Below are 26978 nucleotides of genomic sequence, written 5' to 3' on the forward strand. Positions count from 1 at the left end.
TACTAGGGCCTGCGGCACATTGCCCCCAGGACGCGAGGAGGAGAGCGCGAGTGCGGCTGCCCCTCCTGGCGCTGCTCGCCCGTGGCCCGGCCCACGGCTACGAGCTCAAGCAGGACCTTGAGCAACTGCTGGGCTCCGCGTACCCTCAGCCGAACGTCGGCCAGGTCTACGTCACCCTCGGCCGCCTCGAGAAATCGGGACTGATCGAGGGCGAGGACGTCGAGCAGTCGAGCCGGCCCAACAAGAAGGTCTACCACCTCACCGACGCCGGGCGGGAGGCGCTGCGCGCCTGGTACGAGGAGACGGCGGACGAGCCGCGGGTGCGGGACGAGTTCTTCATGAAACTGGCCCTGGCCCCGCAGACCGGTCTCGCCGACCAGATCGCGCTGATCAACCGACAGCGGCGCCAGTACCTGAACACCATGCGGCAGTTGTCGAAGCTGGCCGCCGCCGAGGACCGGGACAACCGCATCTCCCACCTGCTGATCGAGGGCGCCATGCTGCACCTGCAGGCCGACCTCGACTGGCTGGAGCGGTGCCAGGAGGAGCTGGAGGAGCTTCCGTGAGCGAGAGCGACGCTCCCGTGCTGCGCGCCGAGGGCCTGGTCAAGACGCACCACGGCGAGGGCGCCCCGGCGCACGCCGTGCGCGGGGTCGACCTGCGGGTGGCGCGCGGCGAGTTCGTGGCGATCACCGGACCGTCCGGTGCGGGCAAGTCGACGCTGCTGCATCTGCTCGGCGGGCTCCAGCGGCCGGACGCGGGCAGCATCTGGCTGGACGGCGCGTGCACGGACGGCTACGGCGAGGCCCGCTGGGCGGTGGAGCGCAGGAAGCGGATCGGGATCGTCTTCCAGTTCTTCAACCTGGTCTCCGACCTGTCGGTCGCCGACAACGTGGAGCTGCCCGCCCTGCTCGCCGGGGTCCCGCCGAAGAAGGCGCGGGCCGGGCGGGAGGAACTGCTGGCCGAGCTGGGGCTCGAGGGCAAGGAACGCAGCATGCCGGGCGAGCTGTCCGGCGGTGAGCAGCAGCGGGTCGCCCTCGCCCGGGCGCTGGTCAACCACCCGCCGCTGCTGCTGGCCGACGAGCCCGCGGGCAGCCTGGACAGCAAGGGCACCCGCGAGGTGATGCGGCTGCTGTCCCGCTTCCACGCACGCGGGCAGACGATCCTGCTGGTCACGCACGACGCGAGGCTGGCGAGCGCGGCGGACCGGGTGATCAGTTTCTTCGACGGCCGGATCGCCGACGACGCCGCGCTCGACGGCGGCCCCCCGCCGCGCCGGGCCGGGGCGTCCGGTGTGCTGGAACTCAAGGACTGACATGCGCGTCCACGACCGCTCCGCGAGGAGCTGAGGCCGGTGCGAGCCACTCTGCGCTGGGCGCACTCCGATCTGCGCACGCACCGCGGCGAGGCGCTGTTCCTGGTGCTCGCCACCGCGGGCATCGTCGCGTCCCTGCTGCTGGCGACGGCCCTGTTCGGGTACGCCACCAACCCCTGGCAGCGCGTCTTCACCCAGGCGCGCGGCGCGCACGTCACGCTGCACACCACGGCCTCCGCCGACGCCGGGAAGCTGGCCGGGCTGGACGGCGTGGAGTCCGTCTCCGGCCCCTTCCCGACGGCTTCGGTCACCCTCGCCTCGCAGGGGGGCCGGGCCTCCGTGGAGCTGCGCGGCACCTCCGGGAAGCCCGAGGTGGGCCGCCCGCTGATCATCTCGGGGCACTGGCTGGACCCGGCGGCCCCCGACGGCGTGGTCCTGGAGAGCCGGCTCGCGCGTGCGCTGCTGACCGCTCCCGGTGACACGCTCACCGTGCCCGGTACCGCGCGGCGGCTGACCGTGGTGGGCATCGCCGACAGCGCCGAGCCCCGCTACCGGCCGGGTGAGCGGTCCGGCCTGGTGTGGGCCCTGCCGTCGGCGGTGGCGGACCCGGGCGGCCAGGTGGTCGGGCTGCGGCTGACCGACCCGGGCGACACCGGGTACGCCGTGCAGCGGGCGGTGACCGAGCTGGGCGCCGGCGCGATCGGCGAGGTGGCCACCTGGCAGCAGGCGCGCGCCGAGGCGCAGGGCGACAACCGGCTGCTCGGGCAGGTGCTCGGCCTGTTCGGTCTGGGCGCGCTGGTCGCCGCCGGGTTCGCCGTGCACGGGGCGATCGCCACCCGCATCCGGGGCCACCTGCGGGACATCTCGGTCCTCAAGGCGATCGGCTTCACGCCCGGCCAGGTCGTCCGCGTCTTCCTGATCCAGCACCTCCTCTACGCCCTGCTCGGCGCCGTGGCCGCGGCGGTGCTCACCGAGGCGCTGGGCAGCGCGGTGCCGGGCCGGCTCGGGGACGCGGTCGGCGTGTGGCAGGGGCTGCCCGGACACCCCGCCGCGCTGTTCGCCGTACCGGTCGGGGCGGTGCTGTTCATCGGCGCGACCACCGGGCTGGCCGCCTGGCGGGCGGGATGGGTGCCGCCGGTGCCGGTGCCGCGCCCGGTGTCGCCCCCGGCCGGGCGGCTGACCGGCGTGGCGCGGCGGGCGCTGGGCGCGCGGGTGCCGCCGGCACTGGTCCTGGGCTGGCACAAGGCGTACCGGCGCCGCCCGCGTTCGCTGGGCGCGATGGGCAGACTGGCGCTGCCGCTGCTGCTGATCGTGGTGGCGCTGAGCGCGTGGACCACCATCGACCGCTTCCACAGCAGCCCGGAGCGGGTGGGGCTGCCCACGGCGCTCAGCGTCCGCGCGGACGCCGCGCTGGGCGACCGGGAGACCCGCGCGCTGCTGGAGCGCGACCCCCAGGTCGCCGCCGCCTACCCGGGGGTGGAGGTGGCCGCGCTGGTCCCCGGCCAGACCGCCACCATCGCCCTGCGCGGCCTCGGCACCCGTGCCGAGCCGTACCCGTTCACGCTGGCCGAGGGGCGTGCCGCGCGCGGGCCGGACGAGGCGGTGGCCGGGCAGGGGCTGCTCGACCTGCTGCACGTCCGGGTGGGCGACTGGGTGCGGATGACCGTCGGCGACCGGCCGCAGATCCTGCACATCGTCGGCCGCAGCATCGAGCCGGAGAACGCCGGCCGGACCATCTCCACCTCGCTGGACGCCCTCCGCGCCAACGACCCGGGCCTGCGGCCGGCCCTCTACCACCTCCGTCTGGACCCCGGCGCGGACCCGGCCGCGGTGGCCGAGCGGCTGACGGCGGCGGGCCGCGGCCACCTGGACGTGCACGCCGTGACCAACCCGGCCGACGGGCTGTCCCCGCTGCGCGCGGTGGTCCTCGGGCTGATCGTGGTCCTCGCGCTGATCGGGCTGATCGAGCTGTTGACGACGATCGGCGGCACGGTCCGCGAGGGCGAACGCGATCTGCTGGCGCTCAAGGCCATCGGCCTGTCCCCCCGGCAGATCACCGCCGTCACGGTCACCGCCACCGCCGGTACGGCCCTGGCGGCCGTGCTCCTCGCCACGGCCCTGGGACTGCCGTTGGCGCACTGGCTGATCGACGCCCAGGGGAGATCGAGCGGCATCGGCGCCGGGATCGCCCAGCTTCCCTCCCCCGCACTGCTCGTCCTGCTCGGCGCGGCGGCGGTGCTGGGGGCCGCGGCCCTCGCCGCCCTGCCGGCGGCGCGAGCGGCCCGCCGCCGTCTCGCCGACACACTGAGCGCGGTGGCCTGAGCGCCCTGCGCCGGGGGCCCGTCAGCCGCCGTAGGAGCCGTGCGGGTGGTGGGGCGGCTGCGGATGCCCGGCGTACGGGTTCCCGCCCGTGCCGGGCGCGTAGGGACTGCCGCCCGCGCCCGGGGCGTACGGGGGCTGCGGGTGCGGAGCGTACGGGTTGCCCTGCGGCGGCACGTAGGGCAGTCCCGTCGGTGGCGCGGTCGGCGGGACCGGCGGGACGGGGCCCGGTGCCGGCGGGAGGCTCGCCGGGTGGGCGCTCAGCCGGATGCCGTAGCGCCGCTTCAGCCGGCCCGTCTCCAGCAGCGCGATCGCCGTGACCGTGACGGGCGCGCCCAGGATGAAAACGATGCCCATGGTGAGGCTGAGTCCGTGCAGATCGCCGGTGACGAGGTCGGGAACGGCCATCAGCCAGGTCGTCACCGTGGCGAGCAGGGCCGGCAGCGAGCGATGCACGACGGCCGTGCCGAAGAAGTTGCCGGAGACCCGGATCGCCCCGACGACCACGAAGACGAACAACCACAGCGCCACGAGCGCCAGGAGCAGGAACATCAGCCCGCCCAGGGAGGTCGAGAACTGGAGCAGCGTGACCATGGCGACGACCGAGCCGATGAACAGCAGCAGCAGCTTCAGGCAGTTGAGGAGCTGCCCCCGCAACTGCCGCACGGTGCCGGTGCGCCGCCAGACGAAGAGCATCACGCCGACCGTCAGCGGGGTGAGGAACAGCAGCACCGCCGAGGCGGTCAGCGCGTTCTCCAGCAGCTCCGTGACGTCGAAGCCACCCTCCAGGACGGTGTAGACGCCGACGGAGGCGACCGCTCCGGCGATGACCCGGAAGCGCTTGAGCCGCTCGACGGCCGGGTCGAGCGGCTGCGGGATCCACGCGGGATGGAACACCGCCCTCGCGACGTGATGGGGTTTCAGGAAGGTCCGCGCCCTCAGCGTGCCCCCGGTCCAGCCTCCGGACGTACGTGCCACCTCGTGCTCCCCCGCGATCTCGCCTTGGTGATCGCGGGGGATTCTACGGGAAGCGGACGGCGCCGGGCCGTCCGCTTCCCGCACCGTGCTCACCGCCGGCCGCGCAGCTCCCGGTAGGTGGCGACGAGGGCCCGGGTGGAGGCGTCCAGGCCCGGCACGTCGGCCCCTTCGGTGAGGGCGGGTTCGACGCGCTTGGCGAGGACCTTGCCGAGTTCGACGCCCCACTGGTCGAAGGAGTCGATGTTCCAGATCGCACCCTGCACGAACACCTTGTGCTCGTAGAGCGCGACGAGCTGACCGAGCACGGACGGCGTGAGCTCGCGCGCGAGGATGGTGGTCGTGGGGTGGTCGCCCTTGAACGTCCTGTGCGGGACCAGTTCCTCCGGCACCCCTTCGCCGCGCACCTCGTCCGGGGTCTTGCCGAAGGCGAGGGCCTGGGTCTGGGCGAAGAAGTTGGCCATCAACAGGTCGTGCTGGTCCTTGAGTTCGTCGCGCAGCTCGGCGACGGGCTCGGCGAAGCCGATGAAGTCCGCCGGGATGAGCTTCGTCCCCTGGTGGATCAACTGGTAGTAGGCGTGCTGCCCGTTGGTGCCCGGCGTGCCCCACACCACGGGTCCCGTCTGCCACTCGACCTCGCGCCCGTCCCGGCCGACGTACTTGCCGTTGGACTCCATGTCCAGCTGCTGGAGGTAGGCGGTGAACTTCGACAGGTAGTGCGAGTACGGCAGTACCGCGTGCGACTGCGCGTCGTGGAAGTTGCCGTACCAGACTCCCAGCAGGCCCAGCAGCAGCGGCACGTTGGACTCGGCGGGGGCGGTGCGGAAGTGCTCGTCGACGATCCGGAACCCGTCGAGCATCTCCCGGAAGCGGTCCGGGCCGATGGCGATCATCAGTGACAGGCCGATCGCGGAGTCGTAGGAGTAGCGGCCGCCGACCCAGTCCCAGAACTCGAACATGTTCGCCGTGTCGATGCCGAACTCGGCGACCTTCCCGGCGTTGGTCGACAGGGCGACGAAGTGCTTGGCGACCGCCTTCTCGTCACCGAGGGCGTCGAGCAGCCAGGTGCGCGCCGAGGTGGCGTTGGTGACCGTCTCGACGGTGGTGAAGGTCTTGGACGCGACGATGAACAGCGTCTCGGCCGGGTCCAGGTCCCGGGTGGCCTCGTGCAGGTCGGCGCCGTCCACGTTCGACACGAACCGGACGGTGAGGCCGCGGTCGGTGAAGGCGCGCAGCGCCTCGTACGCCATGGCGGGGCCGAGGTCGGAGCCGCCGATGCCGATGTTGACGACGTTGCGGATGCGCTTGCCGGTGTGGCCGGTCCACTCGCCGGAGCGGATCCGGCCGGCGAAGTCGGCCATCCTGTCGAGGACGGCGTGCACGGCCGGGACGACGTTCTCCCCGTCGACCTCGACCACCGCGTCCCGCGGCGCCCGGAGCGCGGTGTGCAGCACGGCCCGGTCCTCGGTGGTGTTGATCCGCTCCCCGCGGAACATGGCGTCGCGCAGCCCGGACACGTCGGTGGCGGCGGCCAACTCCCGCAGCAGCCGCAGCGTCTCGTCGGTGATCAGGTGCTTGGAGTAGTCGACGTACAGGTCACCGACCCGGAGGGTGTACCCGGTGCCGCGGCCGGGGTCGGCGGCGAACAGCTCGCGCAACCGCACCTCGCCGAGCTCCTCGCGGTGCTTGGCCAGTGCGGTCCACTCGGGCGTCTGATTGAGCCTGGTACGACCGTCTGCGTTCATCTCGGACTTCAGCCTTCTTCCTTGGGTGGCCCCGCTGCTCCCAACCTAATTGATCAGCGGTGAACAGGACGGAAGAAGAAGACTGAGGGAATCCGAAGCGAACCGGTCTAGATCTCGCCCCGCAGTTTGGCGAGCGCCTCGGCGAGGATCGCCTCGCCGTCCGCGTCGCTGCGCCGCTCCCGCACATAGGCGAGGTGCGTCTTGTAGGGCTCGGTGCGCGGCGGGTCCGGCGGGTTGTCGCGGTCCTGCCCGGCCGGGAATCCGCAGCGGGGGCAGTCCCAGGTATCGGGCACCTGCGCGTCGCTCGCGAAGCTCGGCTGTGTCTCGTGCCCGTTGGAGCACCAGAAGGAGATGCGCAACCGGGGCGCGGACTCGCCGCGCTCGGCCTCACCCATCGGGCCCGCCCCGACCCGGCTTCCCCGGATCGCGTTGCCACTTGCCACGGTCGTAACTCCCTGCGTGATGTGCCGCAAAGCGAGTCGGCGTTCCGCTTCGCTGCGAGCGCCTCAGTCTACGTAAGGCCCAACGCACGTCCAGTGTGGGGAGTTACCGCCCCCGTAACCAGACGCAGGCCCCATGATAGGCCGCGCTCAGCTGCGCGTACCGAACATGGGGCCTTACGTGCGGAATGCTTGGGAAATGGGTGCGTGGCGCGCCCTCGGATCAGTTGTTCATCTTCATGGTGATGCCGAGCACGACGATGCACGCGAACCAGAGCAGACCGACCACAAGGGTGATCCGGTCGAGGTTGCGCTCGGCGACCGAGGAGCCGCCGACGGAGGACTGCATGCCACCACCGAACATGTCGGAGAGGCCGCCGCCCTTCCCCTTGTGCATCAGCACCAGCAGCATCAGCAGCAGGCTGAAGACGATCAGGGCGATGGAGAACCCCAGAACCACGGCTGGACCAACTTCCTCGGATGCGGATGGACGACGCGGGGCCCAGCACACTGCTGGACCCCGCAAGAGTACGACGGATCGCCGCTACGGCCTACTCCCGGCCCGTCGGTTCGCCTCCGGGGCGCTCCCGGCCGGTGCCGGGCCGCCGGCCGTGCGGCTCACTGGTCGCGGAAGCGAACGATCTTGACGAACTCGTCGGCGTCCAGCGAGGCTCCGCCGACCAGGGCACCGTCGATGTCGGCCTGCGCCATGATCTCGGCGACGTTGCCGGACTTGACCGAGCCGCCGTACTGGATGCGGACCTTGTCGGCGAGCTCCTGGCCGTACAGCTCGGCGAGCTTGCCGCGGATGGCCGCGCAGACCTCCTGCGCGTCCTCGGCGCCGCAGACCTTGCCGGTGCCGATGGCCCACACCGGCTCGTAGGCGATCACGACCGTCTCGGCGTGCTCGGCCGGGAGGTCCTTCAGACCGCCCTCGACCTGGGCGAGGGTGTGGGCGACGTGGTTGCCCGCCTCGCGGACCTCCAGCTCCTCGCCGACGCAGAGGATGGGGGTGATGCCGTGCTTGTAGGCGGCCTTCACCTTGGCGTTCACGATCTCGTCGGTCTCGGCGTGGTACTGGCGCCGCTCCGAGTGCCCGACGGCGACGTAGGTGCACTTCAGCTTGGCCAGCATCGGACCGGAGATCTCGCCGGTGTAGGCGCCGCCGTCGTGCGCGGAGATGTCCTGGGCGCCGTACGTGATCTTCAGCTTGTCGCCGTCGACCAGGGTCTGCACGGAGCGCAGGTCGGTGAAGGGCGGCAGGACGGCGACGTCGACGGCCTCGTAGTCCTTGTCGGCGAGGGCGAAGGCGAGCTTCTGGACGTGGGCGATGGCCTCGAGGTGGTTGAGGTTCATCTTCCAGTTGCCCGCCATCAGCGGCGTGCGGGTGGTCATTGAGGTCAGTCCTCCAGTGCGGCGAGGCCGGGGAGCGTCTTGCCCTCGAGGTATTCGAGGGAGGCGCCGCCGCCGGTCGAGATGTGGCCGAATGCCTGCTCGTCGAAGCCCAGGATGCGGACGGCCGCGGCGGAGTCGCCGCCGCCGACCACGGTGAAGCCCGGGGAGTCGATGAGGGCCTGGGCGACCGCCTTGGTGCCCTCGGCGTAATCGGGGTGCTCGAAGACGCCCATGGGGCCGTTCCAGAAGACGGTGGCGGCGTCGGCGAGCTTCGAGGCGTACAGCTTGCGGGTCTGAGGCCCGATGTCCAGACCCATGTGGCCGGCCGGGACGGCGTCCGCGGCGACGTTGGCGGGGTTGGCCGGCGCCTTGGTCTTCATGTCGGGGAACTCCGCGGCGACCAGCGTGTCGACGGGCACCACCAGCTCGACGCCGTTCTTCTCGGCGCGCTCCAGGTACTCCCGGACGGCCGGGATCTGGTCCTCCTGCAGGAGGGACGTGCCGACCTCGTGGCCCTGGGCCTTGAGGAAGGTGTACGCCATGCCGCCGCCGATGAGGATGCGGTCGGCCTTGCCGAGCAGCTCGTCGATGACGGCGAGCTTGTCGGAGACCTTGGCGCCGCCGAGGGCGACGACGTAGGGCCGCTGGACCTCGTCGGTGAGCTTCCTCAGGACGCCGACCTCGGTGGCGATGAGGTGACCGGCGTAGTGCGGCAGCCGCGCCGGGAGGTCGTAGACCGAGGCGTGCTTGCGGTGCACCGCGCCGAAGCCGTCGCCCACGTACACGTCGGCGAGGGCGGCGAGCCGGTCGGCGAACTCGCCGCGCTCGGCGTCGTCCTTGCTGGTCTCGCCAGCGTTGAAGCGCAGGTTCTCGATGACCGCGACATGTCCGTCGGCCAGGCCGGCGACGGTGGCGCCGGCGGACTCGCCGACGGTGTCGGTCGCGAACGCGACGTCGGCACCGAGGAGTTCACCGAGGCGCGTGGCGGCCGGGGCGAGCGAGAAGGCGGGGTCCGGAGCTCCCTTGGGGCGGCCCAGGTGGGAGGCGACGACCACGCGGGCGCCCGCCTCGGCGAGGGCCTTGACGGTGGGCAGCACGGCGCGGATGCGGCCGTCGTCGGTGATGGTGGTGCCGTCCAGCGGCACGTTGAGGTCGGCGCGGACGAAGACCCGCTTGCCCGCGACGCCTTCGGAGAGGAGTTCGTCGATCGTCTTCATGGGGACTCCCTGGCTAGAGCAACGTGTTCGCTCGTGATCGCTCGTGATCGAAAGAGGGCGGCTGTTCCGATACGTGCGTCAGGGCTCGGCCGGCGCGTTGCCGCACCGGCCGAGCCCTGCACTCATATCAGGCTGCCCGCTCCGCGATCAGAGCTGGTTGCCCACGAAGACCGTCAGGTCGACGAGGCGGTTGCTGTAGCCCCACTCGTTGTCGTACCAGCCGATGACCTTCACGCTCTTGCCGTCCTGGACCATGGTCAGGGACGAGTCGAAGGTGCAGGACGCCGGGGCGTTGACGATGTCGGAGGAGACGATCGCGTCCTCGGTGTACTCGAGGTAACCCTTGAGCTCGCCCTCGGCGGCCTTCTGGAAGGCGGCGTTGACCTCTTCCTTGGTGACCTCGCGGGAGAGCTCCACGACCAGGTCGGTGACCGAGCCGGTGGGCACCGGGACGCGCATGGCCATGCCGTCCAGCTTGCCCTTGAGCTGCGGGAGCACCAGGGCGGTGGCCTTGGCGGCACCGGTGGTGGTCGGGATGATGTTCTCGGCGGCGGCACGCGCGCGGCGCAGGTCCTTGTGCGGGAAGTCCAGGATGCGCTGGTCGTTCGTGTACGCGTGCACCGTGGTCATCAGACCCTTGACGATGCCGAAGTTCTCGTCGAGGACCTTCGCCATCGGCGCCACGCAGTTGGTGGTGCAGGAGGCGTTGGAGATGACGTGGTGGTTGGCCGCGTCGTACTGATCGTGGTTGACGCCCATGACGAGGGTGATGTCCTCGTTCTTCGCCGGGGCGGAGATGATGACCTTCTTGGCGCCGCCGGCGATGTGCTTCTCGGCGTCTTCCTTCTTGGTGAAGATGCCGGTCGACTCGATGACGATGTCGACGCCCAGCTCGCCCCACGGGATGTCGGCGGGGTTGCGCTCGGAGAGCACCTTGATCGTCCTGCCGTCGACGGTGATCGTGTCGGCGGTGTGCGAGACCTCCTGCTTGAGGCGGCCCAGGATGGTGTCGTACTTCAGCAGGTGCGCAGTGGTCGCCGTGTCCCCCAGGTCGTTGACGGCCACGATCTCGATGTCGGCGCCCTGCTCCAGCAAAGCGCGGAAGTAGTTGCGACCGATGCGGCCAAACCCGTTGATGCCTACGCGGATCGTCACGAACCGATCTCCTCGTTGGTGCGCCGGCTCTAGTCGCCGGCGAGCTGTATTTGGGATGTCCCCGACCACTGTCGACCCTACCTCTCCGGGGCCCCGGTCGTGACATCGAGTAGCCCATACCCGGCGAGGCGGCCCGTACCCGTCAGTAGGGTGCGGACCGCCCGGGCCGACGGCCCGTCTTCACTCGATCTGGTCACGGGCCGTCAGCCCACCTTGACGAGGGGCGTCACCCGTCCAGGGCGGCCAGCGCCTTCCTCAGCAGCGCGGCCCGGTCGGCCGCGGAGGTGAGGTGCTCCAGGCCGAAGCCCAGCAGCACGGTGTCGCCGGTGGTGACCGCTCCGTAGGTCCGGAACAGCGCTCCGGTGCGCGTCCAGTCCTTCAGGACGGCCGGGCTGCCCGCGGGCGGTCCGGGGACCGTCCAGGCGCCGAGCGAACTCTCGAAGCCCTCGGTGTCGGCCGCGGTGCCGCCGGTCACGAGCGAGGTCTCGTCGGCGAGGACGCCGTGGCCGCCGCTGCCCGGATCGGTGACGTAGGCGAGGGAGACCTCGACCGTCTTCCCGGCGTAGGCGCTCAGGTCGAACTCCACCTGCCGCCAGCCGCCGGAGGACCCGGTGAGGCTGTGCCAGGCGCCGGTGGTGCCGGTCGCGGCGCAGCCGTCGTCGCCCAGGGTCAGGTAGCGCTCCAGCCAGGGGTGCTCGCCGATGTAGAACCCGGCCGCGCACTCGGCCGGCACGGTGGTGCGGGTCGCGCCGCCCGCCTCGGGCAGGGTCGTCCAGTCGTCGGCGCCGGTGGTGTGCGCCTCGACGACGACGTGGTCGTAGCCCGGCTCGGTGTCCCACAGCAGCTGGGTGCGCAGGGCGGGCTTGTCGGCCGCGGTGGTGCCGGTGAGGTCGATGGTGCGGGTGAGGCGCTTGTAGCCGTCGTCGGTGTGCACGGCGGCGGCCATGAAGGAGCCGGCGTGGGGCCCGTACGGGTTGACCGTGCCGGGGAACTGTCCGGCGCCGGCGCTCGCGAACTGCGGGTACCGCTCGACGGGCAGTTCGTCGGAGGTGACGCCGTAGGTGCCGGCCCCGTCCAGCGGGTTGCCGGGCGCGTCGCCGAGCGGGCCGGTGAAGCCGCCCAGGCCTCCGGAACCGGTGAACGCCGTGACCCCGGAGGTGGAGGTGCGGGAGTAGGCGCCCAGGTAGTACTGGCCGAAGTCGTCGGACAGGGTGCCGCCGCCGAGGTCGACGCTGCCGCCGGCCTGTTCGCCCGCCTCGACCAGCCGGCCGCCCTCGTTGAGGAAGGCCCGCAGCTGGAGCTGGGTGGCGATGCCCGGGGCGCCGGCGCCGGTGTGGTGCACGACCGTGTCGAAGTGGCTCAGCACGCCGAGCGCGTCCGGGGCCCCCCGCTCGGCGACGTCCCAGACCGCCGCGCGGCGGCCGTTGGCCTTCAGCGCGTCGACGTACTTCTGCGTCTGCGCGGCCTTCGCGCCCTCCTCGGAGACGACCAGGACGTCCGCGCGGGGGCGTTCGGCCACGGTGTAGGTGAAGTGCTCGCTGGAGACCTTCTTGCCGCGGCGGGCCTCGCCGGTGAACCAGACCTCGACCTTGTCGCCGGGCTCGCCGTGCCTCACCTTCGCCCGGTACTCGTCGAAGTAGAGGTTGTCCTCACCGCCGTACCGCTCGCCGCCCTTCCAGGGCCTGAGGTCCACGTCGTGCGTACGGCCGCCGTTGACGCGGTACTTCAGCTCCTTGTCGCGCACGGCCTTGCGGACGACGACGGAGACCTCCTGGTCGGCGCCGCGCCCGTACGACGTGCCGAAGGCCGACGGGGTGAAGTCCGCGGCCTCCAGGCCGACGGCCGAGGACGGCCGGTCGGGGTGGGAGGCGGTCTCGGCGACGGAGAGCGCGAACGGGATGTTCTTCGCGAACTCCTCCTGGATCAGCTTCTCGTCGTCGGGGAAGTTGAAGCCCGAGCGGCAGTCGCTCGCGTTCCACTCGTCGTCGGGGTCGGCCTCGGAGACGGTCTGGCAGGTCGACATCTCGGGGGTGAACATCGCCATGCCGTTGACGTTGGCCGCGTGGCCGTCGGCCTCGCCGTTGGTGGTGTACAGCTCGGAGGAGAGCTGCGGGTGGTAACCGGGGATCGCCGAGTTGTCGGGCGTGCCGGCGAGGGCCTCGTAGAGGACGTCGTCGGGGGTCGGCGTGGCCACCTGCCAGCCGACCCCGTAGAGGAGGAGTTCGGCCGCGGAGTGGTAGTTGATGCCGTAGGTGAAGCCGATGCGCTTCTGGAAGGCGTCGATGGCCTTGGTCTCGGGCTCGGAGCCCGGGGCGGCGCCGCGGTAGGTCTGGCTGGTGGGGTTGGGGGACGAGCCCTCGTCGTCGTACCCCCACTTGTAGGGGAAGTTGCGGTTGAGGTCGACGCCGTCGCCGGTGCCGATGGCGCCGTCGCCGTTGACGTCCCGCAGGTTCTTGCGCCAGAGGCGGTTGTCCTCGTCGGCGAAGGTGTGGTCGTAGCCGTCGGGGTTGGCGGAGAGGACGAACCACAGTTCCGTGGTGTCGACGATCTTCTTGATCCGCTTGTCCGTCCGGTACGCGTCCAGGTAGTGGTGCATCAGCCGCCGGGTCATCTCCGGCGTGATCCACTCGCGCGCGTGCTGGTTGGACAGGTAGAGGACGGCCGGTTTCGCACCGTCCTTCGTCTTCCTGGCCTCCTTGGTGAGCTTCAGGGCGAGGATGTCCTGGCCCCTGACCGTCTTGCCGATGGAGACGACCTTGGTGAGGTCGGGGTTCTCCCGCGCGGTGCGCAGGATCTCCTCCCGCAGACCGCCCTTGCCGCTGTACGGGCGGAACACGCCTTCGGCGGCGTCCTCGACGCGGGTCTCCGCCCGGGCGGAGAGCGCGTGCTCGGTGAGGTCGACGCCCTGCTCCTCCAGCTTCTCGGCCTGTCCCTCGGTGAGGTAGACCTCCACGGTGGCCGTGCCCCGGTCGGGCACCCGCTCACCGAGTTCGTGGCCGTCCTGCCCCGCCGCGAGGAGCAGGGACACCTGCTCCTTGGTGACGTCGGCGCGGAAGACCTTGACCTCGTCGGTGTCCGAGGCCGCGGGGTCCGCGGGCTGTGCCTGGGCGATGGGTGCGAAGCCCGCTCCGCCGATCAGGAGCGTGCCGACAGCGAGGATCGATCTCGCTCTGTGTCTCATGTGCCCCCCTGGGAGTGGTCCGCCACAGCGGCGAACAGATGCCAGGCTCATGACACAACATGATCGAGTCAAGGGCGCCGTCGCGACACGGGAAAACCGGCGCCGGTCACCCGGGTGGGCGCTGACGCCGGCCTCCTGATCACGCGTCAGACCATCAGCTTGTCGTCCAGTTCCTCGCCGATGTTGGCCTCCGTGCCCGGGATGCCCAGGTCGGCGGCGCGCTTGTCGGCCATCGCCAGCAGCCGGCGGATCCGGCCGGCCACGGCGTCCTTGGTGAGCGGCGGATCGGCGAGCGCGCCCAGCTCCTCCAGGGAGGCCTGCTTGTGCTCCATGCGCAGCCGGCCGGCCGCGGCGAGGTGCTCGGGGACGTCGTCGGCGAGGATCTCCAGGGCGCGCTGGACGCGGGCACCGGCGGCGACGGCCGCGCGGGCGGAGCGGCGGAGGTTGGCGTCGTCGAAGTTGGCCAGCCGGTTCGCCGTGGCGCGCACCTCACGGCGCATCCGGCGCTCCTCCCAGGCCAGCACCGACTCGTGCGCGCCGAGCCGGGTGAGCAGCGCGCCGATCGCGTCGCCGTCGCGGACCACGACCCGGTCCACGCCGCGCACCTCACGCGCCTTGGCGGCGATCGACAGCCTGCGGGCGGCGCCGACCAGGGCGAGCGCTGCCTCGGGGCCGGGGCAGGTCACCTCGAGGGAGGAGGAGCGGCCGGGCTCGGTGAGGGAGCCGTGGGCCAGGAAGGCGCCGCGCCAGGCCGCCTCGGCGTCACAGGTGGCCCCGGAGACCACCTGCGGGGGAAGGCCGCGGATCGGACGGCCGCGGCCGTCCACCAGACCCGTCTGGCGGGCCAGCTGGTCGCCGCCCGCGACCACCCGGACGACGTAGCGCGATCCGCGGCGCAGCCCGCCCGGCGCCATCACGATCAGTTCGGAGCTGTGGCCGAAGATCTCCAGGATGTCCCGCTTGAGACGGCGGGCCGCCATCGCGGTGTCCAGCTCCGCCTCGATCACGATGCGCCCGCTCACCAGGTGGAGGCCGCCGGCGAACCGCAGAACGGCGGAGACCTCCGCCTTCCTGCAGCAGGTCCGGGTGACGGGGAGCCGGGAGATCTCGTCCTTCACCGCTGCCGTCATCGCCATGGGCCGATCCTTCCATGCATCCGAAAAATACGGTCGTACGCGGCGGCCAACAGCTCCGGGTCGTGCCGGGGGCTTCCGTCGGGCCTGGCCACCGGAGCCAGCTCGACCGTGGCGCCGAACCGCTCGGCGGCGGCGGTCAGCGAATCACGGTCGGGCACGGCGGCCTCGTCGGCCAGCACCACGTCCAAGGCGAGTTTAGGGGCGTGTCGTCCCAAAACCTCCACATGACGCTGCGGGGAGAAGCCCTCGGTTTCTCCTGGCTGCGGGGCGAGGTTAAGGGAGAGTACCCGGCGCGCCTTGGTCTCGATGAGGGCGTCCAGCAGTTCCGGCACGAGCAGGTGCGGGATGACCGAGGAGAACCAGGAGCCGGGCCCGAGCACCACCCAGTCGGCGTCGAGGACCGCCGCGACCGCCTCGGGGACGGCGGGCGGGTCGTTCGGCACGAGGTGCACGGACTGCACCTCGCCCGGGGTGAGGGCGACGGTGGCCTGGCCGCGGACGGTGCCGATCTCGTCGGGCCGCTCGGGGTCGTGCCCCTTGACCAGGGCCTGGAGCTCCAGCGGCACGGCGGACATGGGCAGCACGCGCCCGTGCGCGCCGAGCAGCCGGCCCACCAGGTCCAGCGCCTGGACGTGGTCGCCGAGCTGCTCCCACAGGGCGACGATCAGCAGATTGCCGACCGCGTGCTCGTGCAGATCGCCCCGGGACTGGAAGCGGTGCTGGATGACGCGGGCCCACGTCTGGCCCCAGTCGTCGTCGCCGCACAGCGCGGCCAGGGCCTTGCGCAGGTCGCCGGGCGGCAGCACGCCCAGCTCGTCGCGCAGGCGCCCGCTGGAGCCGCCGTCGTCCGCCACGGTGACGACGGCGGTGAGGTCGCCGGTGATCCGGCGCAGTGCGGCGAGCGAGGCGGACAGGCCCATGCCGCCGCCGAGGGCGACGACCTTGGGCTGGGCGCCCCGGCGGCGCGGCCTCGCGCCGCGGGCCTCGGCCGGCCGGCTCGCGCGCCCCTCGGGGACCGCTCTGCGCAGCCGGCTCAGCCGCGGAGTACGTGCTGTCATTCCCGTCCCATGTCCCGGTGGACCACCACCGTCTCCACGCCCTCGGCGGCGAGCCGGGCGGCGAGCTTCTCCGACATGGCGACCGACCGGTGCTTGCCCCCGGTGCAGCCGACGGCGATGGTCACATAGCGCTTGCCCTCACGACGGTAGCCCGCGGCGACCAGCCGCAGCATCTCCGCGTACCGGTCGAGGAACTCCTTGGCGCCGGGCTGGTTGAAGACGTACGACGCCACCTCCTCGTTGAGGCCGGTGTACGGGCGCAGCTCGGGGACCCAGTGCGGGTTGGGCAGGAACCGCATGTCCACGACCAGGTCGGCGTCGACCGGGAGGCCGTACTTGAAGCCGAAGGACATGACGGTGGCCCGCAGCTCGGGCTCCTCCTCGCCGGCGAACTGGGCGTCCATCTTGGCGCGCAGCTCGTGCACGTTGAGGCTGGAGGTGTCGATCACCAGGTCGGCGTCGCCGCGCAGTTCGCGCAGCAGCTCCCGCTCGGCGGCGATGCCGTCGACGATCCGGCCGTCGCCCTGCAGGGGGTGCGGGCGGCGCACCGACTCGAAGCGGCGCACCAGGGCGTCGTCGGAGGACTCCAGGAAGACGGTCCGCCGGGTGACGCCCCGCGCGTCGAGGTCGGCGAGGGACTCGCGGAGGTTGTCGAAGAAGCGCCGCCCGCGGACGTCGACGACGACCGCGATCCGCGCCACGTTGCCCTGGGAGCGCGCGCCGAGCTCCACCATGGTGGGGATCAGCGCGGGCGGCAGGTTGTCCACGACGAACCAGCCGAGGTCCTCCAGACACTTCGCGGCCGTCGAACGGCCGGCCCCGGACATGCCGGAGATGATCACCAGCTCGGGGATGGCCGCCTCCGGCACCCCGGCCTTTTCCTTGCCCGTACTCACCTGTGCTCCGTCGTCCTGGCGGGCGGCGGTCCCGCCTGTCTCCTGCTGGGTCCGGTTCCGCTCCGGCGCGGGTCCCGTCTCGTGCTCGGTCATCGATCCTGCCCCCGTCGTCCGTCCGGGGCGCCCGTGGGGACGGGTTCCCCGGGAGAACCCGTCGTCTGCCCGGGTTCCTCCGTGTCATCCATGATCTCGCCCGTCGCCGTGTTCACGGCGGGGGCGGCGGGCGCCGCCCGGTCGAGGGCCGCGACGATCGTCTCGGCCGTCTTGCGGCCTATGCCCGGAACCTCGCAGATCTGGTCGATTGTCGCCGATCGCAGCCTCTTCACCGAACCGAAGTGCTTGATCAGTGCCTGCTTGCGGGTCTCGCCGAGGCCGGGCACCTCGTCCAGCGGGCCGGCCCGGAAGCGTTTGGCGCGCTTGGTGCGCTGGTAGGTGATCGCGAACCGGTGGGCCTCGTCGCGGACCCGCTGGAGCAGGTAGAGGCCCTCGCTGGTGCGCGGCAGCACCACCGGGTCGGTCTCGCCCGGCAGCCAGACCTCCTCCAGCCGCTTGGCGAGGCCGCACACCGCGATGTCGTCGATGCCCAGCTCGTCCAGCGCCCGCTGGGCCGCCGCGACCTGTGGCGCGCCGCCGTCGACGACGACGAGCTGCGGCGGATAGGCGAAGCGCCTGGGGCGGCCGTCGTCCTCCGTGAGGGTGCTCGCGGGCGGCTCGGCGAGGCCCGCGGAGGAGTCCTGCGCGCCGGGCTCCCCGCCGTCGGTCCACTCCCCCGTCCGCTCCTTCTCCGCGAGGTAGCGCCGGAAGCGGCGGGTGATCACCTCGTGCATGGAGCGGACGTCGTCCTGGCCCGCGAAGCCTTTGATCTGGAAGCGGCGGTACTCGCTCTTGCGGGCCAGCCCGTCCTCGAAGACGACCATGGAGGCCACCACGTCGTCGCCCTGGAGGTGCGAGATGTCGTAGCACTCGATCCTCAGCGGGGCGCTGTCCAGCTCCAGGGCGTCGGTGATCTCCTCCAGCGCGCGCGAGCGCGTGGTCAGGTCGGAGGCGCGCTTGGTCTTGTGCAGCACGAGCGCCTGCTGGGCGTTGCGCTCCACCGTCTCCATCAGGGCCCTCTTGTCCCCGCGCTGCGGGATCCGCAGGGAGACGCCGGAGCCGCGCCGCTCGGTCAGCCACTGCTGGACCGGCTCCACCGGGTCGGGCAGGGCGGGGACCAGGACTTCCCGGGGGACCGCGTCGCCGGTCTCCTCGCCGTAGAGCTGCTGCAGCGCGTGCTCGACGAGGGCGCCGGTGGTGATCTCCTCGACCTTGTCGGTGACCCAGCCGCGCTGGCCGCGCACGCGTCCGCCGCGCACGTGGAAGATCTGGACGGCCGCCTCCAGCTCGTCCTCGGCGACCGCGATCAGATCGGCGTCGGTCGCGTCGGCGAGCACGACCGCGCTCTTCTCCATGGCCTTCTTCAGGGCCGCGATGTCGTCGCGCAGGCGGGCGGCCCGCTCGTACTCCATCTCCTCGGCCGCCTCCGTCATCCGCCGCTCCAGACGGCGCAGGTAGGCGCCCGTGCGGCCGGTCATGAAGTCGGAGAACTCCTCGGCCAGTCCGCGGTGGTCCTCGGCGGAGATGCGCCCCACGCACGGCGCCGAGCACTTGTCGATGTAGCCGAGCAGACAGGGGCGGCCGGTGCGGGCGGCGTTCCTGAAGACCCCGGCCGAGCAGGTGCGCACCGGGAAGACCCGCAGCAGCAGGTCCACGGTGTCCCGGATCGCCCAGGCGTGCGTGTACGGGCCGAAGTACCGGACGCCCTTCTTCTTGTGACCGCGCATCACCTGCACGCGCGGGAACTCCTCGTTCATCGTCACCGCGAGGTACGGGTAGCTCTTGTCGTCGCGGTACTTGACGTTGAACCGGGGGTCGTACTCCTTGATCCAGGAGTACTCCAGCTGGAGCGCCTCGACCTCCGTGGACACCACCGTCCACTCCACGGACGCGGCCGTGGTGACCATGGAGCGGGTGCGCGGGTGCAGCCCGGCCAGGTCCTGGAAGTAGTTCGCCAGGCGCTGGCGCAGGCTCTTCGCCTTCCCGACGTAGATCACCCGGCGGTGTTCGTCGCGGAACCGGTAGACCCCCGGCGAGTCGGGGATCTCACCCGGTCTGGGGCGGTAGCTGGAGGGGTCGGCCATGTCTCACACCCTACTGGCGGGGACCGACACCGCGACGGGCCTGTGGACGCGGGGGCCGGGACGGCTCCGGGTGGGTTACGGCGTGCGGGAAGCGGGAAGGTGGGGGGTCCGTCCCCCGGGTGATCGGCGGACGGCCACGAATCGGAGGGCTGGTCGGATGCGACAGACGCGGATCGAGAAACCACGACGGCCGGCCCGGACCCGCCGGTACGCGGACGAGGCGTCCGGCCCCGCCGACTCCCACGACCCGCGCGATCCCGAGATCGTGCGCGCGAAGCGCCTGCGGGCGCGGTGGGAGGGCCGGGGCGGGGGCGGCGCGTCGTAGGGCCGGGGCCCTTTCCGGCCCTTCCGGTCCTTCCGGTCCTTCCGGCCGGATGGCAGCGGACGGACCGTGTGGACGATCACCGGGTCGTGAACACGGGCCGCTGGGCGGCGCTCGCGGACTGCGCGCGGGAGCGGTGGGGGTACGCCCCCGTCGGACGATCGGACCGCCGGCTTTCGGAACGGACCGGGACCGGGCCGTCACCGTCATGGCGGGACACGGCTTCACCGCGGAGCACCACCACATGGGGGCTCCGCACGCGACCGGCCGCGTCCAGCGGCGGGTCGCGTTCCGCCGGCCGGGCCCGTGGTGGTCCCGGCCGGCGCTGAAGCGCTACTTCGCCGAAGGCGCCGGCCTGACCTGCGTACTGGTCGACGGGCTGCTCGGGCCGCGGGTCACCCATGAGGGAATCCGTCTGATCGGCCGGGTGCCCTCGGAGCTCGCCCGGGAGACGGAGGCGTACGCGGTCGAGCACGGCACGGGGCCGCGGTGCAGCCCGGGGGGCGACCTGTTCGTCGACGGCTTCGAGACCGAGCTGGGCGCACGGCGCGCCGGCGACGCCGTCGTGACCTGGGCCCTGTTCTTCCGCACGGGAGACATCGCGGGCACTTCCTGGGACATCGCCCCCGCGGGGGTCTGGCGTCACTGGTAGGGCGTCCCCGCCACGAGAGGCGCCCCGCGCCGCTTCCGGGGGCCCGCCGCCGGGCGTCAGGTGTTGTCGGGACTTGGTCAACACGCTTCAATGCGGGGGAACTCCGGGCCCTGATACGACGGCGTACGGATGTGGAGGCTCCGCCGCGCCGGCGGGGGCGGTTCCGGGGTGCCCGCGCGACGGTCCGACCAGCCGTCGCGGACTTCACAGAAAGGCCCCTGCATGCCGCACGCCACACCGCACGCGGACGTCGTCACCGCGGAACTGGACTCGGCCCTGCGCGGCGGCCCCTTCCACGTCGCCCTGCGTGCGGCGATCGCCGCACGGGGACTGCCGTTGCAGCGGGTGCAGCACCATCTGTCGCGCCACGGCGTGAAGGTCGGCGTCACCAGCCTGAGTTACTGGCAGCAGGGGGCCCGCCGCCCGCAACGTCCGGAGTCGCTGCGCGCCGTGCGGGCGCTGGAGGAGATCCTGCGGCTGCCGGAGGAATCGCTGATCCGGCTGCTCGCCGAGCCGGACGAGCACGCGCCGGCCCGGCACTCCGGCGGGCGGTCCCACCGCTGCCTCGTCGAGGCCTCGGGCGTACGGGAACGGCTGCTGGCCCAGCTCGGCGTCCCGCGCGACGGCGGGCTGCACACCCTGGGGCACCACGAGCGGATACGGATCGGAGCGGGCCGCGAACTGGCGGAGCGCGAGTCGCACCACATCGTGCGCGCGTACCGGGACGGCGTCGACCGCTACGTGGCCGTCCACTACGGCGACCCCGGGGCCGCGCCGGAACGGATGACCGTGCACGCCCTGGAGAACTGCCGTGCCGGACGCGTCCGCCGGCACCACGACACCGGGGTGCTCGCGGCCGAGCTGCTCTTCGACACCCGGCTGCGGAGCGGTGACACCTTCCTCTTCCGCTACGCCGTCGAGGACGGCACGGCGGGCGTCTCGCGCGAGTACGTGCGCGGGGCGGAGTCCCCCGGCGGCCAGTACGCGCTCCAGGTGTGCTTCGACTCCGGGGCGCTCCCGGTGCGCTGCCACCGGTTCGCCCAGCATTCGGCGGCGGCACCGCGCGGCGGCCACCAGGAACTGGCGCTCAGCGGACGGCACCGCTCGGTGCACCTGGTGGAACCGCGCGTGCGGTCGGGTTACGTGGGGATCGCCTGGGACTGGGACTGACCGCGGTCCGGCCGGTCGGACCGGTCAGGCCTGCGGCTCGGCGATCACCGTGCCGTTCTTCACCTCGACGGCCATCGCCTTCAGGGGGGCCACCGCCGGCTCGCGCAGCGCCTTTCCGGTGGTGGCGTCGAACTCGCTGCCGTGGCAGGGGCAGATCAGCTTCGTGCCCTCGAGCTTGTTGATGGGGCATCCCGCGTGGGTGCAGACGGTGTCGTACGCCTTGAGGGTGCCGTCCGCGCTCCGGCTGACCACGACGTTGTGGTCCCGGTACAGCTTCGCCCCGTTCTCGGCGACCTCGCTCTCGGGCCCCAGCTCGGTGGGGCCGGTCAGCCGCGCGGGGCCCTCCTCGGTCCTTCCGCACGCGGTGAGGCCCAGTCCGGCGACGGAGGTGAGGGCCGCGCCCCGCAGGACGGTACGGCGGCTCGCGGCGGGTCGGGCGGGCATGAGGGCTCCACGGGTGGGACGGGGGTGCAGGGCTGGACACCGGGGACGATACCGGGGCCGACCACGCCGATCGCGGGCGGGTGGGACGACCGCACCGCCGCTCCCGCTCCCGCGGACGGTCGTGCTCCCCCAGTACCTCGAGGGCCTGGGAGGCACCCCGCAGGCGCCGGACCGCGCGGTCTCCCCCGGACCGCACCGACACGACGGCGTAAACGCTTGCGCAAGCGTTTACGCCCACCTGCCGCATGGGATACGGTCCCACCCCAGCACGTGATGCGCGCCGGCGTCGAAGGAGAGCCCCCATGGCGACCATGGCGGACGTGGCACTCAGCGCGGGCGTCTCCGTGGCGACCGTCTCCCACGTCCTGAACGACACCCGTCCGGTACTCCCCCACACCCGTCAGGCCGTCCTCGACGCCGTCGAGGAACTCGGCTACACCCCCAACACCCTGGCCCGCTCCCTGGTGACGTCCCGCACCCGCACGATCGGCCTGGCGGTGTCCGCGATCAGCAACCCGTACTTCACGGAGATCCTCCAGGGCGTCGAGGGCGCCGCCCTGGAGCACGGCTACGGCCTCCTCATCGCCGATCCGCACGACGACCCGGCGCATGAGCGCAAGGTCGTCCGGCTGCTGCACGAGCGCCGCGTGGACGGCATGATCGTCGCGCCCTCCGCGCAGCCGCGCGAGTTGCTCGCCTATCTCGGGCGTCACCGGGTGCCGGCCGTCTTCCTGGACCGGCTGGTCGGCGTGCCCGAGGACGGCGAGGGACCCCGCTTCGACCAGGTGTGCGCCGAGAGCACGGAACCGACGGCCCGGCTGGTCACGCATCTCTCCGGCCTGGGCCACCGCCGTATCGCCCTGATCGCGGGGCGGCCGGGGCTCAGCACGACCGCCGAGCGGATCACCGGGTACCGGCACGGGCTCGCCGCCTCCGGGCTGCCGTACGACGAACGGCTGCTGGTGCACGGCCACTCGGAGTCGGCGGGTGCGGAGCGGGCCACCGCCGCTCTGCTGTCCCTCGGTGCGCGTCCCACCGCGCTGGTCACCGCCAACGACGCCATGACCATCGGGGCGCTTCGTGCCCTGCGGGCACACGGTCTGTCCGTGCCCGGGGACATCGCGTTGTGCTGTTTCGACGACTTCGCGTGGGCGGATCTGTTCACGCCCCGCCTCACGGCGATCGCGCAGCCCGGCAGGGACATCGGCGCCCGGGCCGTACGCGTCCTCCTGGACCGCCTCGCCGATCCGGACCGTCCCGCGCGGACCGAACGGCTCCCGTGCGCCTTCGTGCACCGCACCTCCTGCGGCTGCCCGGACGGAACGGAGCGGACCGGGCAGTCCGAGAGTCCCGATCTCCCGACGGAAGGAACCCCCTCGTGATCGTCGTAGCCGGTGAGGCACTGATCGACCTGGTACCGCGCGGTGCGGGTGCGCTCGCGGCGCTGACGCCGGCGCTCGGCGGCGGCCCGTTCAACACCGCGGTGGCGCTGGGCCGCCTCGGCTCCCCCGCCGCGTTCTGCTCGCGGGTGTCACGGGACGCCTTCGGTGCGGCGCTGCTGGACCGGCTGCGGGAGAGCGGTGTGGACGTGTCGTCGGTGCAGCGCGGCGACGAGCCGACGACGCTGGCCGTCGCCACGGTCGGCGCGGACGGCTCGGCGGCCTACTCCTTCTACGTGGAGGGAACCGCGGACCGGCTGTTCACGGCCCCCGACGCGTTGCCGGCCGGGACCCGCGCGGTGTCCTTCGGGACCTGCTCGCTGGTGCTGGAACCGGGCGCGAGCGCGTACGAGGAGCTGATGCGCACCGCCTCCGCTCGGGGCGTCTTCACCGCGCTGGATCCCAACATCCGTCCGGGTCTCATCCCCGACCCGGACGCCTACCGGGCCCGGTTCCGGAGCTGGCTGCCGTCGGTGTCGCTGCTGAAGCTGTCCGCGGAGGACGCCGAATGGCTCGGCGGGTCCCCGAAGGAGTGGCTGGCGGCCGGTCCGGCGGCGGTCGTGGTCACCCGGGGCGGCGACGGACTGACCGTGTTCACCCGCGAGGGCGGCGAGTACGCCGTGCCGGGTGAGCGGGTCGAGGTGGTGGACACGATCGGTGCCGGTGACACGGTGAACGCGGCACTGCTGCACGGCCTCGCCGCGCGGGACGCGCTCAGTGACGCGGGCGTGGCCGCGCTGGACGGTGAGGGCTGGACGGGACTGCTCGGCTTCGCGGCGCGGGCCGCGGCGGTCACCTGCTCACGCGCGGGCGCGGAGCCGCCGTACGCCCGTGAGCTGGAGCCGGGGAACGCCTGACGCACGCACGCGCCGTGCCGCACGGGGTTCCCGTGCGGCACGGCGCGTGCCGGTGTGGGTCGGTCAGTCCTTGGCCGCCCGCGTCGTCTTCTTCGCGGCGGCCCTGGTGGCCGTCTTCCTGGTGGTCGTACCGTCCACCGTCCTGGTGGCCGTCTTCCTGGTGGTGGACCCGGCGGCGACGGTCTTCTTCGCCGCCGCCTTGCGCGGGGCCCGCACCTGCGCGGCGTCGCTGATCCGCTCCGCTCCCAGGATGTCCCGCAGGAACTTGCCGGTGTGGCTGGCCGGAACGCCGGCGACCTGCTCCGGGGTGCCCTCCGCGACGACCAGGCCGCCGCCGGAACCGCCCTCGGGGCCCATGTCGACGACCCAGTCGGCGGTCTTGATCACGTCGAGGTTGTGCTCGATGACGATGACCGTGTTGCCCTTGTCGACCAGGCCGGACAGGACCTTCAGCAGCTTGCTGATGTCCTCGAAGTGCAGACCGGTGGTCGGCTCGTCCAGCACGTAGACCGTGCGGCCGGTGGAGCGCTTCTGCAGCTCGCTGGCGAGCTTCACGCGCTGTGCCTCGCCGCCGGACAGGGTGGTCGCGGACTGGCCGAGCCGGACGTAGCCGAGACCGACGTCGTTGAGGGTCCTCAGGTGACGGGCGATGGCCGGAACGGCCTCGAAGAAGTGCATGGCCTCTTCGATCGGCATGTTCAGGACGTCGGCGATGGACTTGCCCTTGTAGTGGACCTCCAGGGTCTCCCGGTTGTACCGGGCGCCGTGGCAGACCTCGCACGGGACGTACACGTCCGGGAGGAAGTTCATCTCGATCTTGATGGTGCCGTCGCCCGCGCAGTTCTCGCAGCGGCCGCCCTTGACGTTGAAGGAGAAGCGGCCGGGCAGGTAGCCGCGGACCTTCGCCTCGGTGGTCTCGGCGAACAGCTTGCGGACGTGGTCGAAGACCCCCGTGTACGTCGCCGGGTTGGAGCGCGGGGTGCGGCCGATGGGCGACTGGTCGACGTGGACGACCTTGTCGACGAGGTCGTCGCCGTCCACGCGCGTGTGCCGGCCGGGGACGCTGCGGGCGCCGTTCAGCTCGCGGGCGAGGTGGGTGTACAGGATGTCGTTGACCAGCGTGGACTTGCCGGAGCCGGACACACCGGTGACCGCGGTGAAGACACCCAGCGGGAAGGACACGTCGATGTCCTGGAGGTTGTTCTCGCGGGCGCCGTGCACCGTGAGCCGGCGCGAGGGGTCGTGCGGGCGGCGGACGTCGGGCAGCGGGATGGCCTTCTTGCCGGACAGGTACTGGCCGGTCTGCGACTCGGCGTTGGCGAGCAGCTCCTTCAGGGAGCCGCTGTGCACGACCTTGCCGCCGTGCTCGCCGGCGCCGGGACCGATGTCGACGATCCAGTCGGCGACCTTGATGGTGTCCTCGTCGTGTTCCACCACGATGAGCGTGTTGCCCATGTCGCGCAGCCGGACCAGGGTCTCGATCAGCCGGTGGTTGTCGCGCTGGTGCAGGCCGATGGAGGGCTCGTCGAGGACGTAGAGCACGCCGACGAGCCCGGAGCCGATCTGGGTGGCCAGGCGGATGCGCTGGGCCTCGCCGCCGGAGAGCGTGCCCGCCGCGCGGTTGAGCGAGAGGTAGTCCAGGCCGACGTCGACCAGGAACCGCAGCCGCTCGTTGACCTCCTTGAGCACGCGCTCGGCGATCTTCTTGTCGCGGGCGGTGAGCTCGAGCTCGCCCAGGAACTCCGCGCAGTCGCTGATGGACATCCCGGAGACCTCGGCGATGGACTTGCCCATGACCGTGACGGCGAGGACGACCGGCTTGAGCCGGGTGCCCTCGCAGGCGGGGCAGGGCACCTCGCGCATGTAGCCCTCGAAGCGCTCGCGGCTGGCGTCGCTCTCGGCTTCGCTGTGCCGGCGCTTGACGAAGGGGACGGCGCCCTCGAAGGCCGTGGTGTACCGGCGCTCGCGGCCGTAGCGGTTGCGGTAGCGGACCTCGACCTGGGTCTTGTGACCGTGCAGCAGGGCCTTCCTGGCGCGCTGCGGCAGGCCCGCGAACGGGATGTCGGTGCGGAAGCCCAGCGCGTCCGCGAGGGCGCCGATCAGACGGGCGAAGTAGTCCTTGGTCTGGCCGTGCGACCAGGGGTGGATGGCGCCCTCGTCGAGGCTCTTGTCCGGGTCGGGGACGATCAGCTCGGGGTCGACCTCCATGCGCGTGCCGATGCCGGTGCACTCGGGGCAGGCGCCGAAGGGCGAGTTGAAGGAGAAGGAGCGCGGCTCGAGCTCCTCGAAGGAAAGGTCGTCGTACGGGCAGTACAGGTGCTCGGAGTACATGCGCTCGCGCTCGGGGTCGTCCTCGGGGAGGTCGACGAAGTCGAGCACGACCATGCCGCCGGACAGGCCGAGGGCGGTCTCGACGGAGTCGGTGAGGCGGCGCTTGGCGCCCTCCTTGACCGTGAGGCGGTCGACGACCACCTCGACGGTGTGCTTCTCCTGCTTCTTCAGCGTGGGCGGGTTGGAGAGCTGGATCGTCTCGCCGTCCACCCGCGCGCGGGAGTAGCCCTTGGTCTGGAGGTCGGAGAAGAGGTCGACGAACTCGCCCTTGCGCTCGCGCACCAGCGGGGAGAGCACCTGGAAGCGGCTGCCCTCGGGCAGCTCCAGGACCTTGTCGACGATGGCCTGCGGCGACTGGCGGGAGATCGGCCGGGAGCACTCGGGGCAGTGCGGCTTGCCGATGCGCGCGAAGAGCAGGCGCAGGTAGTCGTAGACCTCGGTGATGGTGCCGACCGTGGAGCGCGGGTTGCGGGAGGTCGACTTCTGGTCGATGGAGACCGCCGGGGACAGGCCTTCGATGAAGTCGACGTCCGGTTTGTCCATCTGACCGAGGAACTGCCGGGCGTACGAGGAGAGCGACTCCACGTAGCGCCGCTGCCCCTCGGCGAAGATCGTGTCGAAGGCCAGCGAGGACTTGCCCGACCCCGACAGGCCCGTGAAGACGATGAGCGAGTCGCGCGGGAGATCGAGCGAGACGTTCTTGAGGTTGTGCTCGCGCGCTCCACGAACGATGAGACGGTCGGCCACGCCGGTC

Annotated in this window: 22 protein-coding genes; 8 read left to right on the plus strand and 14 right to left on the minus strand. The window is 72.1% G+C overall.

Going from position 1 to position 26978, the window contains the following annotated elements; genetic code table 11:
• Positions 1-50 precede the first annotated feature (50 nt).
• Genes ACZ8ZB_RS08470 through ACZ8ZB_RS08480 form a run of 3 tightly spaced genes read left to right on the plus strand, consistent with a single transcriptional unit; the run spans position 51 to position 3637 of the window.
• A complete protein-coding gene (locus ACZ8ZB_RS08470) occupies positions 51-566 on the plus strand; it encodes a PadR family transcriptional regulator (protein WP_470737083.1) in 516 nt (171 codons plus the stop codon).
• Positions 563-1315 (plus strand): ABC transporter ATP-binding protein, encoded by a 753-nt coding sequence (locus ACZ8ZB_RS08475; protein WP_470737084.1) that lies wholly within the window; start codon positions 563-565, stop codon positions 1313-1315. The genes ACZ8ZB_RS08470 and ACZ8ZB_RS08475 overlap by 4 nt, the downstream gene beginning before the upstream one ends.
• Positions 1316-1354: 39 nt before the next feature.
• Complete coding sequence (locus ACZ8ZB_RS08480) at positions 1355-3637, plus strand: ABC transporter permease (protein WP_470737085.1); 2283 nt, start codon at positions 1355-1357, stop codon at positions 3635-3637.
• A 21-nt stretch (positions 3638-3658) separates the two neighbouring features.
• Here ACZ8ZB_RS08480 and ACZ8ZB_RS08485 read toward each other — a convergent pair whose 3' ends face one another.
• The 12 genes from ACZ8ZB_RS08485 to uvrC form a co-directional block, all read right to left on the minus strand.
• Positions 3659-4612 (minus strand): hypothetical protein, encoded by a 954-nt coding sequence (locus ACZ8ZB_RS08485; protein WP_470737086.1) that lies wholly within the window; start codon positions 4610-4612, stop codon positions 3659-3661.
• Between the two features lie 89 nt (positions 4613-4701).
• Positions 4702-6354, minus strand: a complete 1653-nt coding sequence (gene pgi, locus ACZ8ZB_RS08490) for a glucose-6-phosphate isomerase (RefSeq protein WP_470737087.1) — start codon at positions 6352-6354, stop codon at positions 4702-4704.
• Positions 6355-6461: 107 nt separating this feature from the next.
• The gene (locus tag ACZ8ZB_RS08495; RefSeq protein WP_003957010.1) at positions 6462-6797 is read right to left on the minus strand and encodes an RNA polymerase-binding protein RbpA; all 336 of its coding nucleotides are present in this window, start codon (positions 6795-6797) and stop codon (positions 6462-6464) included.
• A gap of 220 nt (positions 6798-7017) precedes the next feature.
• Entirely contained in the window at positions 7018-7248 is a 231-nt protein-coding gene (gene secG / locus ACZ8ZB_RS08500; protein ID WP_030224637.1) for a preprotein translocase subunit SecG, read from the minus strand.
• Between the two features lie 164 nt (positions 7249-7412).
• The gene (tpiA, locus tag ACZ8ZB_RS08505; RefSeq protein ID WP_470737088.1) at positions 7413-8189 is read right to left on the minus strand and encodes a triose-phosphate isomerase; all 777 of its coding nucleotides are present in this window, start codon (positions 8187-8189) and stop codon (positions 7413-7415) included.
• Positions 8190-8194: 5 nt separating this feature from the next.
• A complete protein-coding gene (locus ACZ8ZB_RS08510; RefSeq protein ID WP_470737089.1) occupies positions 8195-9406 on the minus strand; it encodes a phosphoglycerate kinase in 1212 nt (403 codons plus the stop codon).
• 147 nt (positions 9407-9553) lie between these two features.
• Positions 9554-10561 carry a type I glyceraldehyde-3-phosphate dehydrogenase gene (gap, locus tag ACZ8ZB_RS08515; RefSeq protein WP_470737090.1) on the minus strand — a complete coding sequence of 336 codons (1008 nt, stop codon included), beginning with the start codon at positions 10559-10561 and terminating at the stop codon, positions 9554-9556.
• Positions 10562-10787: 226 nt separating this feature from the next.
• Complete coding sequence (locus tag ACZ8ZB_RS08520; RefSeq protein WP_470737091.1) at positions 10788-13742, minus strand: M14 family metallopeptidase; 2955 nt, start codon at positions 13740-13742, stop codon at positions 10788-10790.
• 146 nt (positions 13743-13888) lie between these two features.
• Positions 13889-14878: a DNA-binding protein WhiA gene (whiA, locus tag ACZ8ZB_RS08525; RefSeq protein ID WP_381219773.1), complete on the minus strand. Its 990-nt coding sequence runs from the start codon at positions 14876-14878 to the stop codon at positions 13889-13891.
• On the minus strand, positions 14869-15936 hold the full coding sequence (locus ACZ8ZB_RS08530; RefSeq protein ID WP_470737092.1) for a gluconeogenesis factor YvcK family protein: 1068 nt from the start codon (positions 15934-15936) through the stop codon (positions 14869-14871). The genes whiA and ACZ8ZB_RS08530 overlap by 10 nt, the downstream gene beginning before the upstream one ends.
• Positions 15933-16925, minus strand: coding sequence for an RNase adapter RapZ (gene rapZ / locus ACZ8ZB_RS08535; protein ID WP_470737093.1), 993 nt, complete (start codon positions 16923-16925; stop codon positions 15933-15935). Before rapZ ends, ACZ8ZB_RS08530 begins: the two co-directional genes overlap by 4 nt.
• Positions 16922-19009 (minus strand): excinuclease ABC subunit UvrC, encoded by a 2088-nt coding sequence (gene uvrC, locus ACZ8ZB_RS08540; RefSeq protein ID WP_470737094.1) that lies wholly within the window; start codon positions 19007-19009, stop codon positions 16922-16924. Before uvrC ends, rapZ begins: the two co-directional genes overlap by 4 nt.
• 157 nt (positions 19010-19166) lie before the next feature.
• On the opposite strand from uvrC, the gene ACZ8ZB_RS08545 reads away from it, so the two are divergent.
• The 3 genes from ACZ8ZB_RS08545 to ACZ8ZB_RS08555 all read left to right on the plus strand — a co-directional run bounded on the left by ACZ8ZB_RS08545 (position 19167) and on the right by ACZ8ZB_RS08555 (position 21153).
• The gene (locus ACZ8ZB_RS08545) at positions 19167-19334 is read left to right on the plus strand and encodes a hypothetical protein (protein WP_470737095.1); all 168 of its coding nucleotides are present in this window, start codon (positions 19167-19169) and stop codon (positions 19332-19334) included.
• A 205-nt stretch (positions 19335-19539) separates the two neighbouring features.
• A complete protein-coding gene (locus tag ACZ8ZB_RS08550; protein WP_470737096.1) occupies positions 19540-19983 on the plus strand; it encodes a hypothetical protein in 444 nt (147 codons plus the stop codon).
• A gap of 222 nt (positions 19984-20205) precedes the next feature.
• Positions 20206-21153 (plus strand): hypothetical protein, encoded by a 948-nt coding sequence (locus tag ACZ8ZB_RS08555; protein ID WP_470737097.1) that lies wholly within the window; start codon positions 20206-20208, stop codon positions 21151-21153.
• A 24-nt stretch (positions 21154-21177) separates the two neighbouring features.
• Here the strand turns inward: ACZ8ZB_RS08555 and ACZ8ZB_RS08560 are convergent, their stop codons facing one another.
• On the minus strand, positions 21178-21597 hold the full coding sequence (locus ACZ8ZB_RS08560; protein WP_470737098.1) for a Rieske (2Fe-2S) protein: 420 nt from the start codon (positions 21595-21597) through the stop codon (positions 21178-21180).
• 302 nt (positions 21598-21899) lie between these two features.
• On the opposite strand from ACZ8ZB_RS08560, the gene ACZ8ZB_RS08565 reads away from it, so the two are divergent.
• Together ACZ8ZB_RS08565 and ACZ8ZB_RS08570 are read left to right on the plus strand one after the other, a co-directional pair.
• A complete protein-coding gene (locus ACZ8ZB_RS08565; protein WP_470737099.1) occupies positions 21900-22979 on the plus strand; it encodes a LacI family DNA-binding transcriptional regulator in 1080 nt (359 codons plus the stop codon).
• On the plus strand, positions 22976-23893 hold the full coding sequence (locus ACZ8ZB_RS08570) for a carbohydrate kinase family protein (RefSeq protein WP_470737100.1): 918 nt from the start codon (positions 22976-22978) through the stop codon (positions 23891-23893). Before ACZ8ZB_RS08565 ends, ACZ8ZB_RS08570 begins: the two co-directional genes overlap by 4 nt.
• Positions 23894-23956: 63 nt before the next feature.
• Here the strand turns inward: ACZ8ZB_RS08570 and uvrA are convergent, their stop codons facing one another.
• A complete protein-coding gene (uvrA, locus tag ACZ8ZB_RS08575; RefSeq protein ID WP_470737101.1) occupies positions 23957-26971 on the minus strand; it encodes an excinuclease ABC subunit UvrA in 3015 nt (1004 codons plus the stop codon).
• Positions 26972-26978 lie beyond the last annotated feature (7 nt).

The sequence above is a fragment of the Streptomyces sp. 12E genome (genome assembly GCF_055633275.1).

Coding starts and splice junctions, on each gene's coding strand:
- ACZ8ZB_RS08545 (WP_470737095.1), top strand. CDS start 19,167: ATGCGACAGACGCGGATCGAGAAACCACGACGGCCGGCCCGGACCCGC.
- ACZ8ZB_RS08550 (WP_470737096.1), top strand. CDS start 19,540: ATGGCGGGACACGGCTTCACCGCGGAGCACCACCACATGGGGGCTCCG.
- ACZ8ZB_RS08555 (WP_470737097.1), top strand. CDS start 20,206: ATGCCGCACGCCACACCGCACGCGGACGTCGTCACCGCGGAACTGGAC.
- pgi (WP_470737087.1), bottom strand. CDS start 6,354: ATGAACGCAGACGGTCGTACCAGGCTCAATCAGACGCCCGAGTGGACC.
- ACZ8ZB_RS08520 (WP_470737091.1), bottom strand. CDS start 13,742: ATGAGACACAGAGCGAGATCGATCCTCGCTGTCGGCACGCTCCTGATC.
- tpiA (WP_470737088.1), bottom strand. CDS start 8,189: ATGACCACCCGCACGCCGCTGATGGCGGGCAACTGGAAGATGAACCTC.
- ACZ8ZB_RS08510 (WP_470737089.1), bottom strand. CDS start 9,406: ATGAAGACGATCGACGAACTCCTCTCCGAAGGCGTCGCGGGCAAGCGG.
- ACZ8ZB_RS08530 (WP_470737092.1), bottom strand. CDS start 15,936: ATGACAGCACGTACTCCGCGGCTGAGCCGGCTGCGCAGAGCGGTCCCC.
- whiA (WP_381219773.1), bottom strand. CDS start 14,878: ATGGCGATGACGGCAGCGGTGAAGGACGAGATCTCCCGGCTCCCCGTC.
- rapZ (WP_470737093.1), bottom strand. CDS start 16,925: ATGACCGAGCACGAGACGGGACCCGCGCCGGAGCGGAACCGGACCCAG.
- uvrC (WP_470737094.1), bottom strand. CDS start 19,009: ATGGCCGACCCCTCCAGCTACCGCCCCAGACCGGGTGAGATCCCCGAC.
- ACZ8ZB_RS08565 (WP_470737099.1), top strand. CDS start 21,900: ATGGCGACCATGGCGGACGTGGCACTCAGCGCGGGCGTCTCCGTGGCG.
- ACZ8ZB_RS08560 (WP_470737098.1), bottom strand. CDS start 21,597: ATGCCCGCCCGACCCGCCGCGAGCCGCCGTACCGTCCTGCGGGGCGCG.